Raw genomic sequence first — 23186 nt, forward strand, 5'->3', positions numbered from 1 at the left:
TTATTAACAATAAAAAAACCTCAAAAATGATTACATTTTTGAGGTTTCGTTAAGTAATTTTTTTCTTCTAGTGATAAATACATTCAAAGATATTCCAGCTACTAAAATGCTCGTTAAAATAATCGCTATATAGTAGGGAGTAGTATTTCTCTTGTTTTGAGATGTACCTTCATTATCACTACTTTTAGTTTCGCTACCTTCCTGGTCAGTTTCTACATTCACCATCACATATGGTTCGTACAATACCTTCAGTTGTTGTTCGCCTATAAAAGCATCGGAAGGATCATTTGCATAAGCACTTACTGTATAATTTTGTGACTTTTCGCTTTCAGTTTTAGCTGACACATATTTTACAGTTGCATATCCATCGGCATTAGTAACAGCTTTATTCCCTTCTGGAAACGAGCCAAGAGGTGCGGAAAAGAACACTTCAGCATTTCCTACTGGCTTTCCATCTTCGTCTAGCAATTTAGCAGTTAAAAAAGTAAAATCAGTTCCGTTTGCTATAAGTGAAGGTGACTCTGTTGTTAAAAATAGGCGACTAGCACTAGAATCTTCTTTGGCTAATTGAAATGATGTATAAATAGGGGTGCTACCATTTCCGTGTAAATCTTCAGCAACTACAGATACTTCGTAATTTCCTAATGCTAAGGTATTCCCTAACTCATAGCTCCAAATGCCAAGTTGATTGGCCTTGACCTGAACGGTTTCTTCATTATTAAGATTTATCTTTATAATACTCCCAGCATTAGAATTACCAGTTAAAGTTATGTCATTACTAGAGAGAATACTGCCGTTTTTAGGACTGACAATAGAAATTTCTGGAGGTGTTGTATCAATGGAAAACAAAGATGATAATTCTCTTTTGTTCGTTGCATTATCCTCAACTGTCACCAATAAACGGTAGTCATTATCTTTTAACGGCTCTTGTACTTCAAACTTCCAACTTCCATTTTCATCAGAGGCAATCGTTTGCTCTATAATTACTTTATCACCTTGCAGAATGATTAATGAAACATCTATGCGAGGAGAAGTAGTTCCTTCTATTATTGGTGTTGCGTTCGTAATAGTAGATTCATGTATTAAATTTGATAACTTAATTTCTGGCGCTATCGAATCAATAGTAAACGTAGTTTCTACACTTTGTTCATTGCCTATTTGATCATAAGCGTTAACTACTACTCGATACGTACCATCTATTAATGGCTTTTCTATTTCTATTTTCCAATTCTTATCAAGCGTTCCTAATTTCTTTTCAGCTACTAGCTTATTATCTTTGTCAAAAAGTAAAATAGAAAGAGAATCTCCGTCAACATCTATAGTACCTGTAATTACGGGCATATTGTTTTTTGTGATGAAATTTAAAGTTGGACTAGTAATAGATATTACTGGACCCGTAGTATCTATTGTTAAAGATTGTTTAGCAGTTGCTCTATTACCTGCAACATCAGTAAGACTAACATTAACGACATATTGCCCATCTTGTAATTTGGATAGTTCCACTTGCCATTGACCATTTGAAACTATAGTCTCAAAAGTTTTATTTCCTATAGTTATTAAAGCGGTAGCGCCATTTCGGGCATCGGTTATACCCTTCAAAATAGGAGTCGTTTCATTGGTAGTTTTATTTTCGCCGCCATCAATAACTAAAGAAGGGGGTGTCAAATCAATTGTTAACATTTTTGTTTCCACGGTTGTATTGCCAGCTTCATCGGCAATAGTTGCTTCCATTTCATACTCATTTTCTTGTAATTCATTCAAATCAATAGACCAAGTGCCATTTTGGACTTTGGTGTTATAGCTTGTCCCATCAACAACTAAAGTAACTAAAGTGCCGTCACCTTCACCTGTTGTACCACTAATTGTAGGTGTTATATCATTCGTAATGTAAGCAATACTAGATTCGAAGTTTAACGTTGGACTTGTAACATCTATTGTAAGCTCAAGTGAGTCACTTCCAAGATTTTTTAATGAATCCTTTGCAAAAGCAGTGATCGTGTAAGACCCATCTGGGATAACTATATTCGGAGAAATTGACCACTCTTTATTAACTACAGGAACATTTTCAGAGAAGACGATATTATTGTTTTCGTCGGCAAATTGAACGGTTACTTTATCGCCTTCATCAATTGTTCCGCTCACAATTAATGTTTTCTTATTTACAGCCGAAACACTTGGAGAAGTTATAAAAATGATTGGACCAGTCGTATCAATAGTTATTGTCTTCTTATCAGTAGAAGAATTTCTTGCTTTGTCAGAAATAGAAGCGCTTACTTCGTATTCGCCGTCTTCTAAATGATCGATATCCAATGACCAAAAACCGCTTTCATTTACAATAGCTGAATAACTTTTATTATTTATAGTTACAAAAACATTCGCACCACTTATCTCATCCGTCTTACCAGAAATAGTCGGTGTGGAATCATTAGAAATAGTAGGAGTATCTTTTGTAATGCTAATTTTAGGTAATGTCATATCAATAGATATCTTTTGAGAAGCTTCTGCACTTTGATTTTGTTCAGTAATTGATACATAAACATTGTAGTCGCCTTCGAGTAAAGTCTCTGGCCATTGGATAGACCATACACCGCTCTCAACAGTAGCGAGAGCAGTCGTGTCTTCTATCGTAACAAAAGCTGTCACGCCATCTAAAGCGTTAGAAGTTCCAGAGATGATAGGGTTATATTTGTTTAATGTTAACTTTTCATCTTTATTAATGGAAATAGTTAATTCTTTTGTTTCAGAAATAGTTAAGTTATTAACTAAATATGTAGCTGTCCCAGTGTCATTTGTAATAATTGCTTTAATAAAGTAATTACCATATGGTAGTGCAGTAGATGGTGTATATGTCCAAGAACCATTTGAAACATTCGCTATACCAGTGTTCGTAACTTTATTATCTTCACTGTAAAATTCAATAGTGATAGTTGGAGTTGTCTCACTTGTGAATGTTCCAGAAACCGTTGGCGATCTATCAGTTACTACACTCCCTTTACTCAGGTTAGTAATAGAAACTGTAACTGTTCCTTCACTTGATTTGTTAGTTGTTTCTGATTCTGATTTAGGAGTATTAGGTTCGCTTTTACTAGGTGATGTAGTGGGTATATTTGGCTTTTCATCGCTAATAGTAGTTTTATAAATTATAAAAAATAAAATAGATAGAAGAATAAGGATAAATACAATTTTCTTTTTCATAAGGATCCCCCAAGAGAAGTGTGACAAAAAAATACAATTAATATATATTATAACAGTAAATCGACAATGTTTGGAAAAAAAAAGAAGAAATGCCAATGCATTTCTTCTTCATAGTATAGATAATATATTATATTGCCCAGTTTCCATTACGGAATAGTGGTTCCACTTCTCCGTCTGCAGTTTCCCCATCGATATCCATTTCAGCAGAACCAATCATAAAGTCAACATGAGTTAAACTTTCGTTTGCTCCTGCCTTATCTAGTTCTTCACGTGACATCGTTTTTCCGCCTTCTAAACAGAAGGAATATGCATTTCCTAAAGCAACATGGTTTGATGCGTTTTCATCAAATAATGTATTGAAGAAAATGATATTAGCATTTGAGATAGGAGAGTCATGAGGGACAAGGGCAACTTCACCTAAACGCTTTGCTCCTTCGTCCGTATCAAGTAAACTCTTTAATGATTCATATCCTGTCTCAGCAGTAAAATCGACCACTTTGCCATCTTTGAAAGTTAAGCTAAACTTATCGATTAAATTCCCACCATAGTTTAACGGTTTTGTACTTGATACTACACCATTAACACCATCTTTATGTGGTGTTGTAAACACTTCTTCTGTAGGAATATTCGCAACGAATTCAGTTCCAACTTCATTTGCACTTCTTCCCCCAGCCCAAATATGTTTCGGGTCTAATTCAATAGTTAAGTCTGTTCCTGGTGCTTTATAATGAAGCTTTTTATATTTCTTCTTATTTAAGAATTCTGCTTTGTTATCTAAGTTAGCCTTATGCTCTTGCCAAGCTTGAACTGGATCTTCTAAATCAGCGCGAGTAGCACTAAAAATTGCTTCCCACAGCATGTCAACTTGTTTCTCTTTAGGTGCATCAGGGAACACTTTTGCAGCCCAAGCTTCATTAGGAGCTGCAATGACACACCAGCTAACTTTATCAGCTTGCACATAATTACGATATTTTGCCATTGCTTGGCCACCAGCTTTTTGTGCTGCTTGAATTCTTAATGGATTTACCCCTTTTAGTAGATCTGGATTTTGTGAAACGATGGACATAAATGCTGCACCGTTTTCCGCAAGTGTTTCCATACCTTTTGCTTTCCAAGTTGGAAATTCATTAAAGGCTTCGTCTGGAGCTAAATCAAATTTCATGCGAGTAAGTTCTTCATCGTTCCACTCAACATAAACATGTTTAGCACCAACTTCATAAGCTTTTTTTGTGATTAGTCTGACAAAATCAACAGAGCCAATCGGTGCATTAATAACTAATGTTTGATCCTTTTGAACATTAACGCCGACTTCTACAGCTAACGCAGCGTACTTCTCTAAATTTTGTTGGAATGAATTCATTGGGAGTCTCCTTTATTATTAAGTATTGTTATTTTAACAATATATATTAAGAAATGGAAATAATATGAGCGTTTATACTAGGATGACATAAAGGATTACTGAGAAAAAGTGAGTGACACTTCCGGCAATGACAAATAGATGCCAAACCGCATGGTGATAAGGAAAACCACGCCATACATAAAAGACAGTTCCAATTGTATAAAGAACGCCACCCATTACTAAAAGTACTAGACCATTATAAGGTAACGTAGAAGAAAGTGGCTTCCAAGCAAAAACAATAAGCCACCCCATAAGTATATATATAAAAGTAGATAAGAATAAAAACTTCTTTACAAAATACGCTTTAAAAACTACGCCGAAAACCGCAATTCCCCAAACTACTCCAAATAATGTCCACCCTAACGCGCCTTTTATAACTACTAATAAATATGGAGTATATGTTCCTGCGATAAATAAATAAATGGAAGAGTGGTCAAATATATCAAAAAGATCTTTAACTTTTCCTTCTGGAAAACTATGAACTAATGTAGATGAAACATAGAGTATTACCATCGTACTGCCAAAAATAGTAAAGCTAACGATATGCCAAACATTTCCTTTTAAAGATGAGAAGACAATTAAGAGAACAAGTGCAGCGATACTTAAGACTGCGCCTAACCCATGGGTTATTGCATTGACAAGTTCTTCTCTTCTAGTATATACGTGTGTATTTGCCATAGTGTTACCCCCTTTTACTAAATAAATATATTATACCTTAATGCACTTTTATATACGAAGCAAATGAACTGATAAAACAAATTGTTAAATCTAGTAAATACAAAATAATATAGTCATACTTCCCAATGCTAGCTCATATAGTTCAATAAAGCTACTATTGGAGGGGTTAAGATGACCAATATTATACAAGGGTTTTTAAGTAAAACGTTAAAAAAGACATGGAGAAACTTCATAAATAGATTATTAATTATAGTAGATTCAACGGTAAACGGATACAAGCATATGTATAAGCATTTTAATACTTATTATGCGCTGGATGAGCATAATAAAAAAGAAGTTCCTAATGAAAATAAGATAGAAAAAGAAGGAAGTAACCTTAGTGAAACGGAATTAATTGATAGAGTAATCATCAATAATACAAGTAATAGTGAAAATGTTGATACTTATACAGACGTGTTTCAATACCGTCTTAAGAGCAAATGTGCACAGTTACCAGAAGTAGACTCAAATGAGGAAACAATATTAAACGAGCTATTACAATTAAAGAAGGTCGACTTTCAACAAGTTGTTACAGCATTATTTTATGAGATGAAAGAGACAAAATATGCAATAAATAAAATAGGACCAGCAGGTGCAAATGGTTTTTCATTTTATGGTTCACTTGAAGTAGGTAGTCAACTTTCGTATGCTATCAACTTTGTTGGGGAAGCTAGGCAGGCGAAGGTAGATGAACCGATTGATGCAAAACATGTATGTCGTGTTCTATCAATGCTAAATGGTGGAGAGTACGGATTTTATATTACAACTTCTTTTTACACTGAGAGTGCGCAAATTGAAGTTCTTAAAGAAAGGAACTCTTTAAAAATTATCGATGGCAAACAATTAGTTCATTTATTTAAAGAGCTAAATTTAGCACGCGAAAATAAAATTAATGAACTGTGGCTTAAGCGAGTGCTTCAAGGTAAGCAACTTTGCGCATAAAGGACATTAAAAGAAAGGACAAAACAGATGGAAAAATTTCAACTAGCTGCAAAAGATGGCACTATTATCAATGGATATTGCTGGATAACGGAAAAAACACCAACTGCTATTATTCAAATTGCTCATGGAATGACCGAGCATAGCAAGCGCTACGATGAATTTGCAAATTATATGCTAAAAAAGGGTATTGCAGTCTACGCTAATGATCACCGAGGCCATGGGGAAGAAGCAGGACAAAAAGGTGAATTGGGCTTTTTTGGCGAGGAGAATGGATGGGACCTTGTTTTAAGTGATATGGAAGTCATTACTAATACTATCTCAAATAGGCATCCAGCTATTCCAATTATCTTGTTAGGGCATAGTATGGGATCATTTTTAGCTCGAACGTATTTGTTAGATCATTTTGAAAAAATAAATGGCCTCATTATTTCTGGTACTGGAGGAGATCCTGGGTTTCTTGGAAAGATAGGTATTCAACTTGCAAAGCTTGAGATGCAAACGAAAGGAAAGAAAGCACAAAGTCAATTGTTAACGAATATGACATTTGGCAGTTTTAATAAACCGTTTAAAAACCCTCGAACAAATTTTGAATGGTTATGTTCTGACGAAAATAAAGTAGATGAGTATATACACGACCCATTATGTGGGCAAGTGTGCACAACTAGCTTTTATTATGACATGTTTAGTGGCATTAATCAGTTGTTTAAAAGAGAACGAATAGGGTATATACCAACATCGGTACCAATCTATATTTTTTCGGGAACTAATGACCCAATGAGTAAAAAAGGAAAGGTAATAGTAGATCTCTATAATAAGTATAAGAAGGCTAACGTTGCTGATGTTAAGTACAAGCTTTACGAAGGCGGTAGACACGAAATGTTAAATGAAAGTAACCGCTATGAAGTGTTTGAATCTATTGCTAAATGGGTACATGAAATTGAAGTTAATGTAACCAAAATAACACATTAAAGGTAATAAACTATTGAAAACAAAAAAAATTTACAGTATGATTATATTAGTCAAATTATTTAGAATATTTTTAAAAGTATATTAATAGACTATGAGAGTAAGCTATTAATATATTTAACAAAAAAAAGGGGGAAATACATAATGAGAAAATCATTAGTAGCATTTTTAAGTATGATCATGATTTTGTCTGCTGCTTTAGTAGGTTGTAGCAGCACAGCTTCAAACGAAGGTGACTCTATTTTAGATAGAGTAAAAGAAAGAGGGTATGTTGTCGTTGGTGTAAACGATAAACTTCCTGGTTTTGGTTACACAGATTCAGATGGAACTTTTAAAGGGTTTGATATCGACTTTGCACATGCTTTAGCAGCAGCAATTTTCGGAGATGCAAGTAAAGTTGAATTCCGTCCTTTATCAGCTTCTGAGCGTTTCTCAGCAGTAGCTTCGGGGGATGTTGATGTTTTAATTCGTAATACAACATGGACAACTTCTCGTGATACAGATGTTGGTTTAAACTTTGCTCCAACAACTTTCTATGATGGTCAAGGAATGATGGTACGTAAAAATAGTGGTGTAAAATCACTAAAAGACTTAGATGGTATGACAATTGGTGTTGAGTCTGGTACTACTACAGAATTAAACTTAACGGATCAATTAGAAGCTTTAGGAATTAAAGGTTACAAAATCCAAACATTTGATAATGCTGATGCAGTAGTAGCTGCTTATGAAGCAGGAAGTATTGATGCTTGGACAACGGATAAATCAGGATTAATTTCACGTCAATCTACACTTTCTAATCCTAATGATCACAAAATCTTAAACGATACAATGTCAAAAGAGCCACTTGGACCAGCAGTTATTCAAGGTGATGACAAATGGTTTGACGTTGTTAAATGGGTAACATATGCAACAATTGAAGCAGAAGAATTAGGTATTACTTCTAAAAACATTGATAGCTTCTTAGGAAGTGATGATCCTGTAGTTAGCCGTTTCCTTGGAGAGCAAGATGGCCTTGGTGGTTTCTTAGGACTTCCAGATGACTTTGCAGTACAAATTATTAAACAAGTAGGTAACTATGGTGAAATCTTTGACCGCAACTTAGGTAAAGATAGCCAATTTAAATTAGATCGTGGTATTAACGCACTTCATACAGATGGTGGATTAATTTACTCTCCTCCATTCCGTTAAAAAGTAAATAATACAATTTTGCAACGAGAATTATTAACCTAATTTATAGGCCTGTATCCCTCATTGTTAGGTGCAGGCCTATCATTGTTTAAGAGAGGTGAATGTCATTGAAGAAACAAGAGGCAGCAACAGTAGCAATACCTTTTTGGCGAGATAAGCGATATATACCAATCATTGCCCAAGCTCTTTTTGTAGTATTTGTTGCAAGTTTATTAATATTTTTCGCAATTAACTACTTTAATGGAATGGCTCAAATCGGCAGGGCATTTGGCTATCAATTTTTAGATTCCCGAGCAGGTTTTGCAATAACGGATACAATTATTAAGTATGTTCCATCGGACAGTTATGGAAGAGCGCTATTTGTAGGTATAGTAAACACAATAAAAGTTTCATTCTTTGGGCTAATCTTAGCGACAATCTTAGGGTTTATTGTTGGTATTGCTAGACTATCACCTAACTGGTTAACAAATAAAGTGTCTAGTATATATATCGAAACATTTAGAAATACTCCACTATTAGTTCAACTATTTATTTGGTATTTTGCTGTTATCTTACCGTTACCTTTAATTAAAGATAGTGTTAATATTGGCATTATGTATTTAAGTAATCGTGGAGCGGCAATTCCATGGTATGTATCAAATGAAGGAACTTTAATTTGGGTATCATTATTTATTATCGGAATAATTTCTGCATTTTTCCTTTGGAAGGTGCGCGTAAAACAACAAGTGGAAACAGGTAAAAATAAGCGACCATTACTGTGGGCATTTGGTGCGCTAGTCACTAGTTTACTTGTTGCATTAATCATTACAGGACAAGGTCCGGTGCATATTTCATTACCATCTATTGTTGATAATAGCTATGTCGGTGGAGTAGAGCTGTCTCCTGGTTTCTTAGCTGTATTAATTGGTTTAGTTATGTACACGGCTACTTACATCGCAGAGATTGTACGTGCTGGTATTATGGCAGTTTCCAAAGGACAAATAGAGGCTGCAAAAGCGTTAGGGCTAAAAAATACAACAACATTGCGATTAGTTACTTTACCACAAGCAATTCGAATCATTATTCCTCCGCTAACGAGTCAATATTTAAACTTAATTAAAAACTCAAGTTTAGCAGCGGCAGTAGCATTCCCGGAAATTGTTAATATTGGTTATATTACATTAAATCAAACTGGACGAGATGTAGAAGTAATCTTTGTCATGATTTCAGTGTATTTATTCTTTAGTTTATCGACGTCAATATTAATGAACATTTTCAACAAATATACACAGTTGGTAGAGAGGTGACGATAAATGAGTAATTTAGAATTAAATAAAGAAATAGAAGAAGTCGTCGCGCCTCCAAAAACTGCAGTCGGATTTATTGGTTGGATGAAACAAAACTTATTTAGTTCATGGTTTAACACGATATTAACAATCATCAGTGCTATGCTTGTTTATTATATAGCGACGGGATCAATAAAATGGATATTTTTTGAGGCGGAATGGCGTGTCGTAACAGAGAATTTCCGAGTATTAATGGTAGGAAGATATCCAGTAGATGAAATATGGCGCATATGGGCTGGAATTACTTTCTCTAGTGTACTACTAGGTTTAGCTTGGGGCTTATGGAGAGGCTCTGCAACTGTTATTGCATTGTTTTTCGCGGGTGTTTATTTTGTATCTTCCATGATGCCATTTATCGCGAATTCATCAAAAATGTGGTTGTGGGGAAATATCTTATTAATTTTAGCAACTTTCTTAGTAGGAAGAAAATTAACGACATTTAAAAAAGCTAAAATGTGGACTATTATAGGCTGGACTATTCTAGTTCCGTTATTTGTATTATTACTTAATGGTCTTGGGTTTATGAAGCCAGTACCAACATCATTGTGGGGTGGATTCTTATTAACTCTATTAATTGCATTAATTTCAATCGTAGTTTCATTTCCATTTGGAATTCTACTTGCGTTAGGAAGAAAAAGTAATCTACCAGTAGTTAAGTGGGGTTGTATTATATACATCGAATTTATCCGTGGTGTACCACTAATTACATTATTATTCGTTGCGCAATTCGTTTTACCACTATTTTTAGGGGCATCGATTGATTTAGATAACGTATTACGAGCAATGATCGGTTTTACGATGTTTAGTGCAGCATACTTAGCGGAAAATATTCGTGGAGGATTACAATCAATTCCTAACGGGCAGTATGAAGCTGCACAAGCTGTTGGGTTAAACAAAGCAAAAGTGATGGCATTTGTCGTAATGCCGCAAGCACTAAGAGCTGTAATACCAGCAATGGTTGGACAATTTATTGGAATCTTTAAAGATACTTCACTAGTTACAATGGTAGGTTTATCAGATATATTAAATAGCGGTAAAAGTATTGTTGCAAACATTAAATATTTAGGTTTACACATGGAAGTATACGTATTTATTGCCTTTGTATTTTTTCTCTTCTGTTATTTAATGTCTTACACGAGTCGCAGATTGGAAAAATCATTAGGCGTAGGGGAAAGATAATGGAAAGGAAGGTATTCTAAAATGAAAAACGAAGAATTTGACTTTGATGCGAATACACCACTAGAAGAAAGAGACGATATAATCGTTTGTAAAGGCATAAATAAATGGTACGGAGATCTCCATGTGTTAAAAGACGTTGATGTAACAGTCAAACATGGTGAAGTAGTAGTAATTTTAGGACCTTCTGGTTCGGGTAAATCGACTTTTATTCGTACTATTAATGCATTAGAAGAAATACAACAAGGTGAGATTAAAGTAGATGGGATTGACCTGTCTAACGATGTAGCGAACATAGAAGCAATTCGTAAAGAGACAGGAATGGTTTTCCAATCTTTTAATTTATTCCCGCACATGTCAGTATTAAAAAACATTACGTTAGCACCGATTTGGGTTCGTAAATGGAAAAAGAAAAAAGCAGAAGAAGTAGCGATGCAATTACTAGAAAGAGTTGGAATTCCTGAGCAGGCTCATAAATATCCTGGGCAATTATCAGGTGGACAACAACAGCGAGTGGCTATTGCAAGAGCACTTGCGATGCAACCGAAAATTATGTTGTTCGATGAGCCGACATCAGCACTAGATCCAGAAATGATCAAGGAAGTATTAGATGTTATGAAGACGCTAGCTAAGTCAGGGATGACGATGCTTGTAGTTACACATGAAATGAACTTTGCTCGAGAAGTAGCAGATCGCATCATTTTATTTGATGAAGGAAAAATTATTGAGCAAGGATCACCGACAGAGTTATTCGATAACCCTAAGCACGAACGTACGAAGCTTTTCTTATCACAGATTTTATAATAGAAATAAAACTCGCCTTATGGCGAGTTTTTTTATGGTCTTCTTTATAATTATAGATATGCATAAACCTAAAAAAGAGCCTGTACTAGGAAAAGTACAGGCTCTTAAAGAATTAGTTACCAAGCATTGCATTTACTTTATCTTGGTTGTTATCAATCCACTCTTGTGCTACTTCTTCAGCGTCCATACCGCCATCGATTTTAACAATCATTTGCTCAATGTCGTTTACATCAATGCTCCAGTTGCTTAAGAACTCATAAGCTTCTGGTAAACGATCTTCTAAACCTTTGTTTGTGATTACGTGTACTTCAGAAGTTTTAAAGAATCCTTTTGGATCTTCAATTACTTTTAAGTCATAGTTAGCGAACATTGGGTGTGGTCTCCAACCTAAGAATAATACTGGTTCTTCTTTCTTAAGAAGCTTTGTAGCTTGTGCCATCATTCCCGCTTCACTTGAAGCTACATATTGTAAATCTAAACCGTAAGCTTCTAACATTTCACGAGAAGTCATTGTCATTCCAGCACCTTCTTCGATACCGTAAATTTTACCTTCAAATAAATCTTCGTTTCCAACAATATCTTCAATTGAATTAATATCAGTCATATAAGCAGGTACTACCCAACCTAATTCCCCATCAGGGTAACTAACAGCTGTATCCGTTAACTTGTCACCATACTTGTCCATGTAGTTTTTGTGCATATCAGGTAACCAAGCGTCCATAAATACATCAACGCCACCTTTTGATAATGAAGTATAAACCCCACCAGCATCAGCACTTACTTCTTCAACTGTATAACCCATATCTTCAAGAATTAATTTTGCAACTTTTGTAGGTGGTACAGTACTTGACCATGGTGTTACTCCGAAAGTAATAGTCCCTTTACTATCAGTTTCTTCCTCAGTAGATGAACATCCGATAAGCATTCCGATCGCTAACATAAAAATAGCGAATAGTTTAGTTGTTTTTAACATTTTGACACTCCTCTAATTTTTATTATTTATTTTTTTGTCCTAAACCTTGTGTAATACGGTCTAGCACAATTGCTAACACAACAATTCCTAATCCACCAGTTAGTCCTTTACCCACATTCACACTAGAAATACCAGCTAGTACTTCAGAACCTAAACCTGGTGCACCAATCATTGATGCAATAACAGCCATTGATAAAGCTAACATAATTGTTTGGTTAATCCCTGCCATAATTGTCGGGACAGCCATCGGTAATTGAACTTTCACTAACATTTGCCATGATGTAGACCCGAAGGCACGTGCAGCTTCAACGACATCTGTTGGAACTTGTCTTATTCCGAGATTTGTCATCCGAACTGCAGGAGGTGTAGCAAATACAAACGTTGCAATTACTGCTGGAACACCACCTAAGTCAAACAGCAATATTGCTGGAATTAAATATACGAAGCTTGGTAACGTTTGCATAAAGTCCAAAATCGGACGGGTTATTTTATCTATATTTGCGGATTTTGCACTTAAAATACCAATTGGTATACCGAGCAACATCGAAAATACAGTAGCAACAATTACGATTGCTAACGTTTGCATTGATGCTTCCCATAACCCTGTAGTACCAAGATATAAAGCACCTATCAATGTAAACAATGCAGTCCCTTTTCCTGCTAAGCGCCATGCCAATGCAATAAATAACAAAGTCATCACTTCAGCCGGAAGAACAGTGAAACTCCATGTCACTCCATTTACAACAGATTCAATTGCTTTAGAAACTGAGTCGAAAAAATCACCTAAGTTAGGCAGTAACCATTCATATATAAAATTATTTGTCCATTCTTCTAAAGGTAATTCAAAGTATTGCATTTTTTTATCAAAGAATTTAGTAATCATTTCAATAATATTGTTCATTAGTTTTACACCTCTATTCCCTTCCTAGTACGAGACCTGAAAGGATGGAAACACGCACTATTATACCTTTAAGTTGATTTTCTTCTACGACTGCAATCGGATATTTCGTTTCTGCTGCAATTCCTAACAAGTCGTTTAAAGGTGTTTCTGTAGAAGTAGTAAAGTAGTCTTGTATTAACACTTCTTCAACCCACTTATTTTCTTTATACGCTTTTATCGCATCATCAATTGTAAGTAGGCCTTTTAAATTCTTTTGCTTATCTACTACGAAGATACTAGAAACGCCGGCATCTTCCATTTTGCGAACAGCAACTCTAGGACCATCTTTCCAGGTTGTAATAACATCAGGCTTTTTCATTACATTTCCAGCGACAAGAACTTTCGAACGGTCTACGTCTTCTACAAAGTTGTAAACATATTCATTTGCTGGATTTTCTAATATCTCTTCTGATGTACCTATTTGGACGATTGCACCATTTTTCATTATGGCAATGCGATCACCTAGCTTTAATGCTTCATCTAAATCATGTGTTATAAAGATAATCGTTTTACCTAATTTGTTTTGTAAATTTAGTAGCTCGTCTTGCATTTCTTTACGAATTAATGGGTCTAATGCTGAAAATGCTTCATCCATTAATAGAATATCGGAATCGTTAGCTAAAGCTCGAGCTAGCCCAACACGTTGCTGCATTCCACCACTTAATTGGTCTGGATAGCTGTCTTCATAGCCTTTTAAACCAACGTCAATAATAGCTTTGCGTGCTTTTTCTTCACGTTCTTCTTTTGCAATCCCTTGAACTTCTAATCCGTACTCGACGTTAGAGAGAATCGTACGGTGAGGGAATAAAGCAAACTTTTGGAAAACCATCGCTAACTTTTTACGACGCGTATTTCGTAGTTGTTCCTTGTCCATTTTTGTTATATCTTCTCCATCAATATAAACCTCTCCACCAGTAGGTTCGATGAGTCGGTTAACAAGGCGGATAAGTGTGGATTTACCACTACCAGATAGGCCCATAATGACGAAAAACTCACCAGCTTCTACGGAAAACGAAGCTTTATTAACGCCGACAGTCATACCTGTCTTTTCTAGTATTGTTTCTTTTGATTCGCCCTTTTGAAGTCGTTTCATGCCTTCTTTAGGATTCGAACCGAAAATCTTCGTAAGATTTTTCACTTCAATTTTACTCATGTATAAACTCCTTTAGATTTTAAATGTTTCTTTAAAAAAGTATTTGGCATACCTGTCTTAGAATCACACCATAAGTTAAGTGTTTTTGAAGCAACCTAAATAGCATCCGTGAATAGTTAAAAACACGTCATATAAAATAAAAAAATAAAAGCGCATGTAATTAGTATTCTAAAACTATTATCTTTCAATTTTTATGGGTATATATAATAAGATAGGCCATCCTTCTTTTGTTTATTGTAGGTAATTACCTACTATTCGTGGTTGCTGTGGAAATGTGTGAAAGTGCAAAAAGTAGAAAAATAAGTGGTTTAGCGTTCGAAAAAAGCTAACAGAAACAATTTTACGGCATTCGAAATAAATTGACAAAAGCGCTCTAACTCTATATTTGGATAAGAGTTCCAAAAAATATGGAAGAGAGTGGTTTATTGAGACGAAGCGTAAAAATAGTAGGAAATAGTCTAATTTGATGGCAAATGCTCGAGATTTGCAAAAAATCAGAAAAAAAGAGTACTGCAGGTGCAGTACTCTTTCATCTAGTAAACTATTAAAATAATAATACTGGTGGATCAATTGCTAAAACTTTCACACCATTTACTTCAATCCAAATGTAATAGTGGTCTATTTCCATACCAGAATTCTCTTCTAATAATTGAATTAATTGCTCTTGTGCTTCGAACATCATCCATGCAAAGTCCTCATTTAAGAATAAAGGGATAGATTTATCCGTTTCAATGGAGATAATGATATCCTTTTCTGCGATATATGCTGCATCAGCGTTTGAAGTGAATAGTGGGAAAATTAGTGCCATAGCTAGTGTTAGAACTAAAAGTTTTTTCAAAGTACTACCTCCATAAGGTTTAATTTAGTTTGTCGGAAAGAGATAAAAATGTATCTACGACAATTGGATGATACATTTTACCTTTATTTGCAACGATTTCTTGAAGAGCTTCCTCTTTTGACAACCTTTTACGATAGACACGGTCAGTAGTCATCGCGTCATAAGAGTCGACAACAGATATTATTGCTGCAGCAAGATGAATTTTCTCTCCGTCTAGTCCATAAGGATAGCCTTTTCCATCATACCGTTCATGGTGTTGTACCACAATTTTTGCAGCTTCTTCTAGTAAAGGAAACTTGGTCTCCATTAAAAGGTCGTAGCCATATAAAGGGTGTTTCTTCATTTCAAGCCATTCTTCATCGGTTAATTTACTAGGTTTCCGAAGTATACTATCAGATATATTAACTTTCCCAACATCATGAAGAAAAGCAGCTAAATTGAGCACTACTAGTTCATGAGAAGGGAGGTTTAACTTTTCGCCAACGAGCATAGAGAATTTCATGATTCGTTGACAATGATCTGAAGTATAGCCATCTTTCTTTTCAACTGAAACTGCTAGCTCCATCGTATCGCGAACTGCTTTACTATAATAATGAAAAACAGGCTGGGAGGACACATAAATAAATTCTGTATCTTCCTCTGCGAAAAAAATAGCAGGCTCTTTTACCGGTTGTGCTGACACGGAAGAACCTGTCACTAGTTTTCGCTCGCCATCTTCATGTTTCCAAATAAGAGAACCTGATAGAATATAAAAGAATTCTAAAGCATTCCATCCATCTTCAGGATTTAGTGCCCAACGATGCCCAGCTGGCAGTTTATGATGAATCACTTCTGTACCGTCCCCAGAAGCAAGTAAAGAAAGTACCGTATTTTTATAGGTGATTTTCTCTATAGCATTTTCAGTTGAAATAGAAACCCTAAATGTGTTTAATATGTCTTGTTGCAATGTTATAACCTCCAAGGCCATTAAGTCTATTATAGATTATATCCTATAAGAAGGACACAGTACTTTAGTATTAATTGGCAATATCCTCAACGTTTTCTTCAGCAAGTTTAACATCAGTCAAATCTTCGAAATCTTTATCATTTTTTTTGTTTTGCATCGTGCTATCTCCTTGAAAAACACCGCCTTCTTCAATGACAATTGCATTTAGTACAGTAGAACCGTTAAATGAGCCTGTTGACAATATATGTAGTTTTTCAGTTGCTTGAACTTTGCCGCTTACAGATCCAGCGATAGTAATGTTCCTTGCGATAATGGAAGATTCGATATAACCAGTTTCTCCAATAGTTACGTCTCCATCACATATTACTTCACCAAATACTTTCCCGTCTACCCGTAAACTAGTTTTAATGTTTATGTTCCCATTTACTACAGTTTCTGGTCCAATAATAGTATCTAAATTTTGTAACTTTTTATTCTTCTTTTTCATAAATCACACAACCTCTCAATTTATATTTTTATTGAATTATAAATGTTAAATACGGGTCAGGATTAACGGACTGACCATTTCGGATTACTTCATAATGAAGGTGAACACCTGTACTTCTCCCACTAGTACCCATGTAACCGATAATGTCACCTTTTTTCACTTTATCTCCAGATCTCACAATGTATCTGGATAAATGACCATATCTAGTTTCATATTCACTAGAATGCTTGATTACTACGGAATAGCCATAACTACCTTCCCAGCCAGAAACAGAAACTACACCGTCAGCAGTTGCGTAAATTGGGCTGCCCCAAGGCCCTGCAATATCAATGCCTGTATGTAAGGCATGTTGCCTTGTGATAGGATGAATTCGATACCCATAGGCAGATGTTACTCTGAACACATTCGTTGGCCAAATGGTTGGCGTATATTGTAATTCTATTTTTAATTTTTCAATTGTTGATATTGTTTGTTCATATTGAGTAATTAATTTAGGCAATTGAACTGTGATACTCTCATACTTATCTGAGGCAGTTTGAGTAGTTTCAAATAGATCGTAATCTTTGTTGAATTGATAACTCTCATATGTACTATTAAAAACAGGTATATGTATGTCTCTCCCGCCTATTGGTTCGTCAGTCTTTCCAAAATAATTGGACTTTGGTTGTAGCGACTGACTAATATTTCTTATTTTTATTTCCAATTCTTTAAGCTGATTTAGCTGTTCTTCTACTGTAATGGCATGATCTTGTAAAAAAGACTGTTCAGATCGAAGTGTTACAATAATCGAATCTTTTTTATTAATCTCTTTTGTAAGTAATAAGTTAGCGTTAGCTAATTTTTCATTTTCATGTTGGAAGTATACAAATGCCAATGATAAGATTGTAATGATAGCTATAATTGAGTTTATTATTGCGGTAAAAAGAAATTTTGGGAATCGTATTCTTTTTATCGGTTTGTTTGCATCGGACAATATAATAAAGGACCAAAAGCGAAAGCGTCTTTTAAACCGCATACTTTAAACCTCCAATCATAACTAGTTTAGTATAAAAAATATTATTCGACATAATTTGCGAAAATCCTTCTATTTTGTTTAGAAATTATAAAAATAGCAATAATTTTAGTAAACTTATTAAAAATAAAGGTAAGGAGGTACAAAATGAATATACCTATACAAGTCATTGTTTCCCAAATGGACAAAGAAATAACAAAGATTAAAAAAGAAATTTCAATAAATAAGAAAAAAGAGAGAATTGCTGCAATAAGAGCGCTTTGTGATGTCATTCTTGAAGAAGAAAGTATTGAAAAAAGCACAGTTGCTGATGAGGCGATGCTGAAAATGATGGTTGGAGATAATAAAAAAGATATTAAAAGTAATTTGCCAAAAAGTGAAGGCAATGGAGATTCAATTTTTGATTTTTAAATGAAGAAAGCTGCTGAGAAAGGGCCAGCAGCTTTCTTCTATTGATTAGATTCAGGGTCTTCCGTGTTATTATTTTTCACTTTATATAAAGAAAGCATTAAAGCAACTTGAAAGCCGGATGAAGCATATCCATAAATGAAGATAAAGAGGATAAGTATAATTGGGTTCCATATGGCATTTACAATTAACCCTATGACTATATTAAATGCTAGCATCGCAAAAATAATTGGAAATAAATTATCGGTGCGATTTGCAAAATATACCCTGCTTTTCCTCAACCCCTCAAACACAGAAACATCATCTACAATAATCGTAAACTCCCAATATATAAATAATATGCGAAAAGTAAATAACAATATTATAAAGATAAGCATTCCAAATAATTGTAGTGGTATAACAATTAATAAAAAACTAAGAACTAAAGCGGCAATCCAAACCAATTCGACTACTAAATAAGAGATCCAAAACTTTTTTCCATAGTTAATAAAATTATTGAAAGTTAGCTTTTTATCTAGAGTAAGATCATTTACTAGTCCAATAAAACCTGCTTGTAAAAATGCTGTAAACAATAGACCGATGGCAAGAAGAAGTAACATTTGCAGGGAAGGTTCAACCATCCCTGGATAAAAAGTTAGACTATTAGCCATGACGTTTACTTGTTGATCAATGATAGTGGCAATCGAAGGTAAGCCAACTTCAATAGCCAGTTTAATAGAAACTTTTGACTCGCCATAGAAACCAGTGAAAAGTAACCCATACATCAATGCTAAAAGGTCGTAAGCGATTGGAAATACGATCAATAGTTTATGGTTAGATAATCGATTAAATCCATTGGAAATCATATTTGTCCCCCATCATTATTCGTATTGAAAAATGGCATAATTATTCGTGAAAATGTCGCTTTATTTTATTTTAGGACGTGGGATTGAAAACGTAGTAGCTACTTCTGTATAGTCAATGCCCCCTAATCGGCCTACAGGTTTTAATCGTTCTGTAGATATTTTTCCATCATTATATAGTTCCTCTGTCACATGGATCCCGACAACTTCACCTAAGATGAGATCTGTGCCATCGCTTTCCTCATTCTTTCCAACGAATATATGCTCATATAATCGGCACTCTAAAGCTAATTTAGTCTCATTTATACGCGGGACAGCTACATTTTTGCAATCTGCTAAAGTAAATCCTACTTTTTCTATTTCGCTAATATCACTTGGGAAAGGTGCAGCACTATCATTTATTTTCTCTACATTAGTCATATCAACTGTGTGTATGACAAATTCTTTTCTTTCTAAAATATTTCTAGATGTATCCTTAAGTGAGCCATCTCTCTTTTTGCCAATTGCAAGAGAGATAATTGCAGGCTCGGAACATACAACATTAAAAAAGCTAAATGGCGCACCATTTACAACACCATTTTCATTAGTGGTTGTTACATATGCAATTGGTCTCGGAAGTACAGAGTGTATTAGTAATTGATAAACTTCTGCTTTTGATTTATCGTGCAATGGAATATACATAACATGTCCCTCTCATGAAAAAAGTTATAATAGTGTAATACGATATATGACCGTGTAAAACCTTTCTATTACTTTAAAAAAAGTGTAAGCTTTTAATGTTAATTGTGAAAGGAGATGAAGAAAATGTTTAAAGTATTTTTATTTATCGGCAGTATTTCTATGATGCTAGCAGTTATGTTAGGTGCTTTCGGCTCACATGGTTTACAAGGAAAGCTAACAGAAAAAATGTTAAATGCGTGGAACACTGGAGTGCATTACCATATCATTCATGCACTCGGCCTCTTCGTTATTGCAATGTTATTAGATAAATTAGGACAGCAATCTCTTGTTGTCTGGGCAGGTTGGTTTATCGTAGCCGGAATTGTACTATTCTCAGGAAGTTTATATGCGTTAAGTGTAACAGGCATTTCAAAGTTAGGAATTATAACGCCACTAGGTGGAACAGCATTTATTATAGGGTGGGTGCTACTTGCTGTTGCGGTCTTAAAAGCCTAAGATATTATTTATCCTTTAAAGACACTCGAGTGCTAGAGTGTCTTTTTTTCAAAAAAAATAGCAAACCGCATAGTCGGCCTGCTACTGATTATACTACCTTTTAATATGGGTAATCGTATTCTAACTCTTCATCAAATGTAACGTAATCTAAATAAACCATAAGTAATAAATAGCGCATACCGGTTTGAGGGTCACTTAATATAATGTGATCACGGCCAGCTGCTTCAACGCGACCTTTAAATACTTTGGCATTCCATTCTTTGTTATTTTCAAAGGTCATATATACCGTAGCAATTTTCCCTTTGTTTAAGCGCAAAATGTTTTCAATGTATGATTGTTCTAAAGGTAACATGCCTGGAACTTGTGGTGCTTGTGGACCAGGTGTTGTAGGTAATGGAACTTGAATGCTTGGAGATTGCATTGGTTGCCCGTATGATGGATAACCTCCATAGGATGGTGAACTAGGATAACCACCTTGTTGACCGTAGTATGGATTTGCTCCGTAAGATTGATTGTGTTTCATCTAACCCCTCCTTAATGTGTTCCCCATACATTCGGAATTTCCGAGTGCTGGTGGACAATAAAAGCAAAGTGCTTTTTATCTTCCTGAATTCAATTACCCCGTTTTGTTGCTATGATTTCATAAAAGCTGTACACATTCTTAATCGTATGAAGTGGGCTGGAGCAATATGCCATGAAAAAAGAAAAAACCTACAAAATTCACTATAGGTAAGCGAAAATCGTAGGTTTTAATTTACATATTAAACGTGTAAAAATTGTTTTACTTTTTCTTTAGGTAAAATATTTCCAACATGGAAAGAACCGAACTCTCCATAGCGAGCACTAACTTCATCGAAACGCATTTCATAAACCAACTTTTTAAATTGGAGTACGTCATTTGAGAATAATGTAACGCCCCATTCCCAATCATCAAAACCGATAGAACCACCGATGATTTGTTTCACTTTTCCAGCGTAACTTCTACCGATCATTCCATGACTACGCATCATTGCGCGACGCTCATCCATCCCTAAAGAGTACCAATTATCGTCACCTTGGCGACGCTTATCCATTGGATAGAAACAAACGTGATTCCATTTTGGTAAAATTGGTTTTAGACGAGCTTGGATTTGTGGGTCTGCATCAGGGTTAGCTCCTGCTCCCATATAGTTACTTAATTCAACAACAGAAACGTAAGAATAAGTAGGAATCGTATATTCTGCTAGTTTCGTTTTGTTAAACGCTGTTTCAATTTCGTTTAATTCTTCCATTGTCGGACGCAATAACATAATCATAAAGTCTGCCTTTTGGCCAACGATGCTATACAATCCGTGACTACCTTCATTGTTAGCTTCCGTGTGATTCCATTTTTCCATTAAACTTAAAAATTCTTCAATCGCTTCATAACGCTCATCGCTCGATAATCTTTTCCAAGATGACCAGTCAATTGAACGGAAATCATGAAGACAGTACCATCCATCTAACGTTTTAGCTGCTTCGTTCATATATTCATTCACTCCTTAAATTAATAATGATGTTTTCAATATGTAAAACTTGGGACAATAATAATATAACATAGTTTGTCCAAATCTGAGAAAAGACAGACGCCGAACACTCGTATGAAATTGCGAACATGTATTAGGATAGGTTATTGTTAGTACATACTATTCAATGAATGAATGATTTACATAAGAAAGAGGGGAAAGCTATGTTTAAAGAGTTAAAAGAGACGGTTAAAGCAGCATATCCAACAATTGTTTTTCCAGAAGGAACAGATGTAAGAATTTTAGAAGCGGCAGGTAGGTTGTCCACGGATGAAATAATAAAACCTATTTTAATTGGAGACAAACAAGAAATAAATAAATTGATTGAGCAGCATAACATTTCTTTTAAAGATGTTGAAGTTATCCAACCTGACCTTTTCGAAGACTTTTCACAATTGGTAGTAGCCTTTGTTGAGCGCAGGAAAGGCAAAGCAACAGAAGAAGATGCGCGAAAAATTTTATTAGATGAGAACTACTTTGGAACAATGCTTGTATATACAAATAAAGCAGATGGTCTAGTTAGTGGAGCTGCACATTCTACCGCTGATACGGTAAGGCCAGCATTGCAAATTATTAAAACAAAGGAAGGTTTCCGTCGCACGTCTGGCGCGTTTATTATGGTACGAGAAGAAGAGAAATACATGTTTGCGGACTGTGCAATTAATATCTCTCCAGATGCCAATGATCTAGCAGAAATCGCAATTGCGACAGCTGAAACTGCTAAGGCATTTAACCTTGATCCTAATGTTGCAATGTTAAGTTTTTCAACGAAAGGATCTGCTAAATCTCCTGAAACAGAAAAAGTAATAGAAGCGACAAGAATAGCAAAAGAGCGTGACCCACAATTATTTATTGATGGTGAATTCCAATTTGATGCAGCGTTTGTCCCGGAAGTTGCAGCAAAAAAAGCACCAGACTCGCCACTCGCTGGAAAAGCTAATGTGTTCGTATTCCCAAGTTTAGAAGCAGGGAATATTGGCTATAAAATTGCACAACGATTAGGTGGATTTGAAGCAATCGGACCTATTCTTCAAGGTTTAAATAAGCCAGTGAATGATTTGTCACGTGGGTGTAATGTCGAAGATGTTTATAAACTGGCGCTAATTACAGCGGCGCAGTCATTATAAAAAGTTAGAGGCTGGAACAATAGTAAAG

23 protein-coding genes are annotated in these 23186 nt (G+C 35.1%); 9 read left to right on the plus strand and 14 right to left on the minus strand.

Annotated features, from left to right (window positions below; all coding sequences use genetic code 11):
• Nucleotides 1–30 precede the first annotated feature (30 nt).
• From CIB95_RS10810 to trhA, 3 genes are all read right to left on the minus strand, one after another.
• A complete protein-coding gene (locus tag CIB95_RS10810) occupies nt 31–3195 on the minus strand; it encodes an Ig-like domain-containing protein (protein WP_094925037.1) in 3165 nt (1054 codons plus the stop codon).
• 127 nt (nt 3196–3322) lie between these two features.
• Nucleotides 3323–4555, minus strand: a complete 1233-nt coding sequence (locus tag CIB95_RS10815) for an aminopeptidase (RefSeq protein WP_094925039.1) — start codon at nt 4553–4555, stop codon at nt 3323–3325.
• A gap of 72 nt (nt 4556–4627) precedes the next feature.
• Complete coding sequence (gene trhA / locus CIB95_RS10820) at nt 4628–5272, minus strand: PAQR family membrane homeostasis protein TrhA (protein ID WP_094925041.1); 645 nt, start codon at nt 5270–5272, stop codon at nt 4628–4630.
• 171 nt (nt 5273–5443) lie between these two features.
• Between trhA and CIB95_RS10825 the strand changes: the two genes are divergently transcribed.
• The 6 genes from CIB95_RS10825 to CIB95_RS10850 all read left to right on the plus strand — a co-directional run bounded on the left by CIB95_RS10825 (nt 5444) and on the right by CIB95_RS10850 (nt 11712).
• The gene (locus CIB95_RS10825) at nt 5444–6253 is read left to right on the plus strand and encodes a restriction endonuclease (RefSeq protein ID WP_094925043.1); all 810 of its coding nucleotides are present in this window, start codon (nt 5444–5446) and stop codon (nt 6251–6253) included.
• A 27-nt stretch (nt 6254–6280) separates the two neighbouring features.
• A complete protein-coding gene (locus CIB95_RS10830) occupies nt 6281–7222 on the plus strand; it encodes an alpha/beta hydrolase (RefSeq protein WP_094925045.1) in 942 nt (313 codons plus the stop codon).
• A gap of 141 nt (nt 7223–7363) precedes the next feature.
• Complete coding sequence (locus CIB95_RS10835) at nt 7364–8407, plus strand: amino acid ABC transporter substrate-binding protein (protein ID WP_094925047.1); 1044 nt, start codon at nt 7364–7366, stop codon at nt 8405–8407.
• Nucleotides 8408–8508: 101 nt separating this feature from the next.
• Entirely contained in the window at nt 8509–9693 is a 1185-nt protein-coding gene (locus CIB95_RS10840) for an amino acid ABC transporter permease (protein ID WP_094925049.1), read from the plus strand.
• A gap of 6 nt (nt 9694–9699) precedes the next feature.
• Complete coding sequence (locus CIB95_RS10845) at nt 9700–10911, plus strand: amino acid ABC transporter permease (protein WP_094925051.1); 1212 nt, start codon at nt 9700–9702, stop codon at nt 10909–10911.
• A gap of 21 nt (nt 10912–10932) precedes the next feature.
• Nucleotides 10933–11712, plus strand: coding sequence for an amino acid ABC transporter ATP-binding protein (locus tag CIB95_RS10850; RefSeq protein WP_094925053.1), 780 nt, complete (start codon nt 10933–10935; stop codon nt 11710–11712).
• 112 nt (nt 11713–11824) lie between these two features.
• Here CIB95_RS10850 and CIB95_RS10855 read toward each other — a convergent pair whose 3' ends face one another.
• The 7 genes from CIB95_RS10855 to CIB95_RS10885 form a co-directional block, all read right to left on the minus strand.
• Nucleotides 11825–12685: a glycine betaine ABC transporter substrate-binding protein gene (locus CIB95_RS10855; RefSeq protein ID WP_094925055.1), complete on the minus strand. Its 861-nt coding sequence runs from the start codon at nt 12683–12685 to the stop codon at nt 11825–11827.
• Nucleotides 12686–12707: 22 nt separating this feature from the next.
• Entirely contained in the window at nt 12708–13541 is an 834-nt protein-coding gene (locus CIB95_RS10860) for an ABC transporter permease (protein WP_094925245.1), read from the minus strand.
• A gap of 58 nt (nt 13542–13599) precedes the next feature.
• A complete protein-coding gene (locus tag CIB95_RS10865) occupies nt 13600–14778 on the minus strand; it encodes a quaternary amine ABC transporter ATP-binding protein (protein ID WP_094925057.1) in 1179 nt (392 codons plus the stop codon).
• Nucleotides 14779–15322: 544 nt separating this feature from the next.
• Complete coding sequence (locus CIB95_RS10870) at nt 15323–15616, minus strand: hypothetical protein (protein ID WP_094925059.1); 294 nt, start codon at nt 15614–15616, stop codon at nt 15323–15325.
• A 19-nt stretch (nt 15617–15635) separates the two neighbouring features.
• Entirely contained in the window at nt 15636–16562 is a 927-nt protein-coding gene (locus tag CIB95_RS10875) for an HD-GYP domain-containing protein (protein WP_233144119.1), read from the minus strand.
• 70 nt (nt 16563–16632) lie between these two features.
• Nucleotides 16633–17049 (minus strand): bactofilin family protein, encoded by a 417-nt coding sequence (locus CIB95_RS10880; RefSeq protein ID WP_094925063.1) that lies wholly within the window; start codon nt 17047–17049, stop codon nt 16633–16635.
• Nucleotides 17050–17077: 28 nt separating this feature from the next.
• Complete coding sequence (locus tag CIB95_RS10885; protein WP_094925064.1) at nt 17078–18064, minus strand: M23 family metallopeptidase; 987 nt, start codon at nt 18062–18064, stop codon at nt 17078–17080.
• A 144-nt stretch (nt 18065–18208) separates the two neighbouring features.
• On the opposite strand from CIB95_RS10885, the gene CIB95_RS10890 reads away from it, so the two are divergent.
• Nucleotides 18209–18472 carry a YwdI family protein gene (locus tag CIB95_RS10890; RefSeq protein WP_094925066.1) on the plus strand — a complete coding sequence of 88 codons (264 nt, stop codon included), beginning with the start codon at nt 18209–18211 and terminating at the stop codon, nt 18470–18472.
• A 38-nt stretch (nt 18473–18510) separates the two neighbouring features.
• Here the strand turns inward: CIB95_RS10890 and CIB95_RS10895 are convergent, their stop codons facing one another.
• Both CIB95_RS10895 and CIB95_RS10900 read right to left on the minus strand, forming a co-directional pair.
• Nucleotides 18511–19314, minus strand: a complete 804-nt coding sequence (locus tag CIB95_RS10895) for a hypothetical protein (RefSeq protein WP_094925068.1) — start codon at nt 19312–19314, stop codon at nt 18511–18513.
• A gap of 60 nt (nt 19315–19374) precedes the next feature.
• Complete coding sequence (locus tag CIB95_RS10900; RefSeq protein ID WP_094925070.1) at nt 19375–19992, minus strand: flavin reductase family protein; 618 nt, start codon at nt 19990–19992, stop codon at nt 19375–19377.
• 123 nt (nt 19993–20115) lie between these two features.
• On the opposite strand from CIB95_RS10900, the gene CIB95_RS10905 reads away from it, so the two are divergent.
• The gene (locus CIB95_RS10905) at nt 20116–20487 is read left to right on the plus strand and encodes a DUF423 domain-containing protein (RefSeq protein WP_094925072.1); all 372 of its coding nucleotides are present in this window, start codon (nt 20116–20118) and stop codon (nt 20485–20487) included.
• Nucleotides 20488–20587: 100 nt separating this feature from the next.
• Here the strand turns inward: CIB95_RS10905 and gerQ are convergent, their stop codons facing one another.
• Both gerQ and hemQ read right to left on the minus strand, forming a co-directional pair.
• On the minus strand, nt 20588–21010 hold the full coding sequence (gene gerQ, locus CIB95_RS10910; RefSeq protein WP_094925074.1) for a spore coat protein GerQ: 423 nt from the start codon (nt 21008–21010) through the stop codon (nt 20588–20590).
• Nucleotides 21011–21248: 238 nt separating this feature from the next.
• Nucleotides 21249–21992 (minus strand): hydrogen peroxide-dependent heme synthase, encoded by a 744-nt coding sequence (gene hemQ, locus CIB95_RS10915; RefSeq protein ID WP_094925076.1) that lies wholly within the window; start codon nt 21990–21992, stop codon nt 21249–21251.
• Nucleotides 21993–22195: 203 nt separating this feature from the next.
• Between hemQ and pta the strand changes: the two genes are divergently transcribed.
• Nucleotides 22196–23158, plus strand: coding sequence for a phosphate acetyltransferase (gene pta / locus CIB95_RS10920; protein ID WP_094925078.1), 963 nt, complete (start codon nt 22196–22198; stop codon nt 23156–23158).
• Nucleotides 23159–23186 lie beyond the last annotated feature (28 nt).

The sequence above is a fragment of the Lottiidibacillus patelloidae genome, from assembly GCF_002262935.1.
Classification (GTDB): domain Bacteria; phylum Bacillota; class Bacilli; order Bacillales; family SA5d-4; genus Lottiidibacillus; species Lottiidibacillus patelloidae.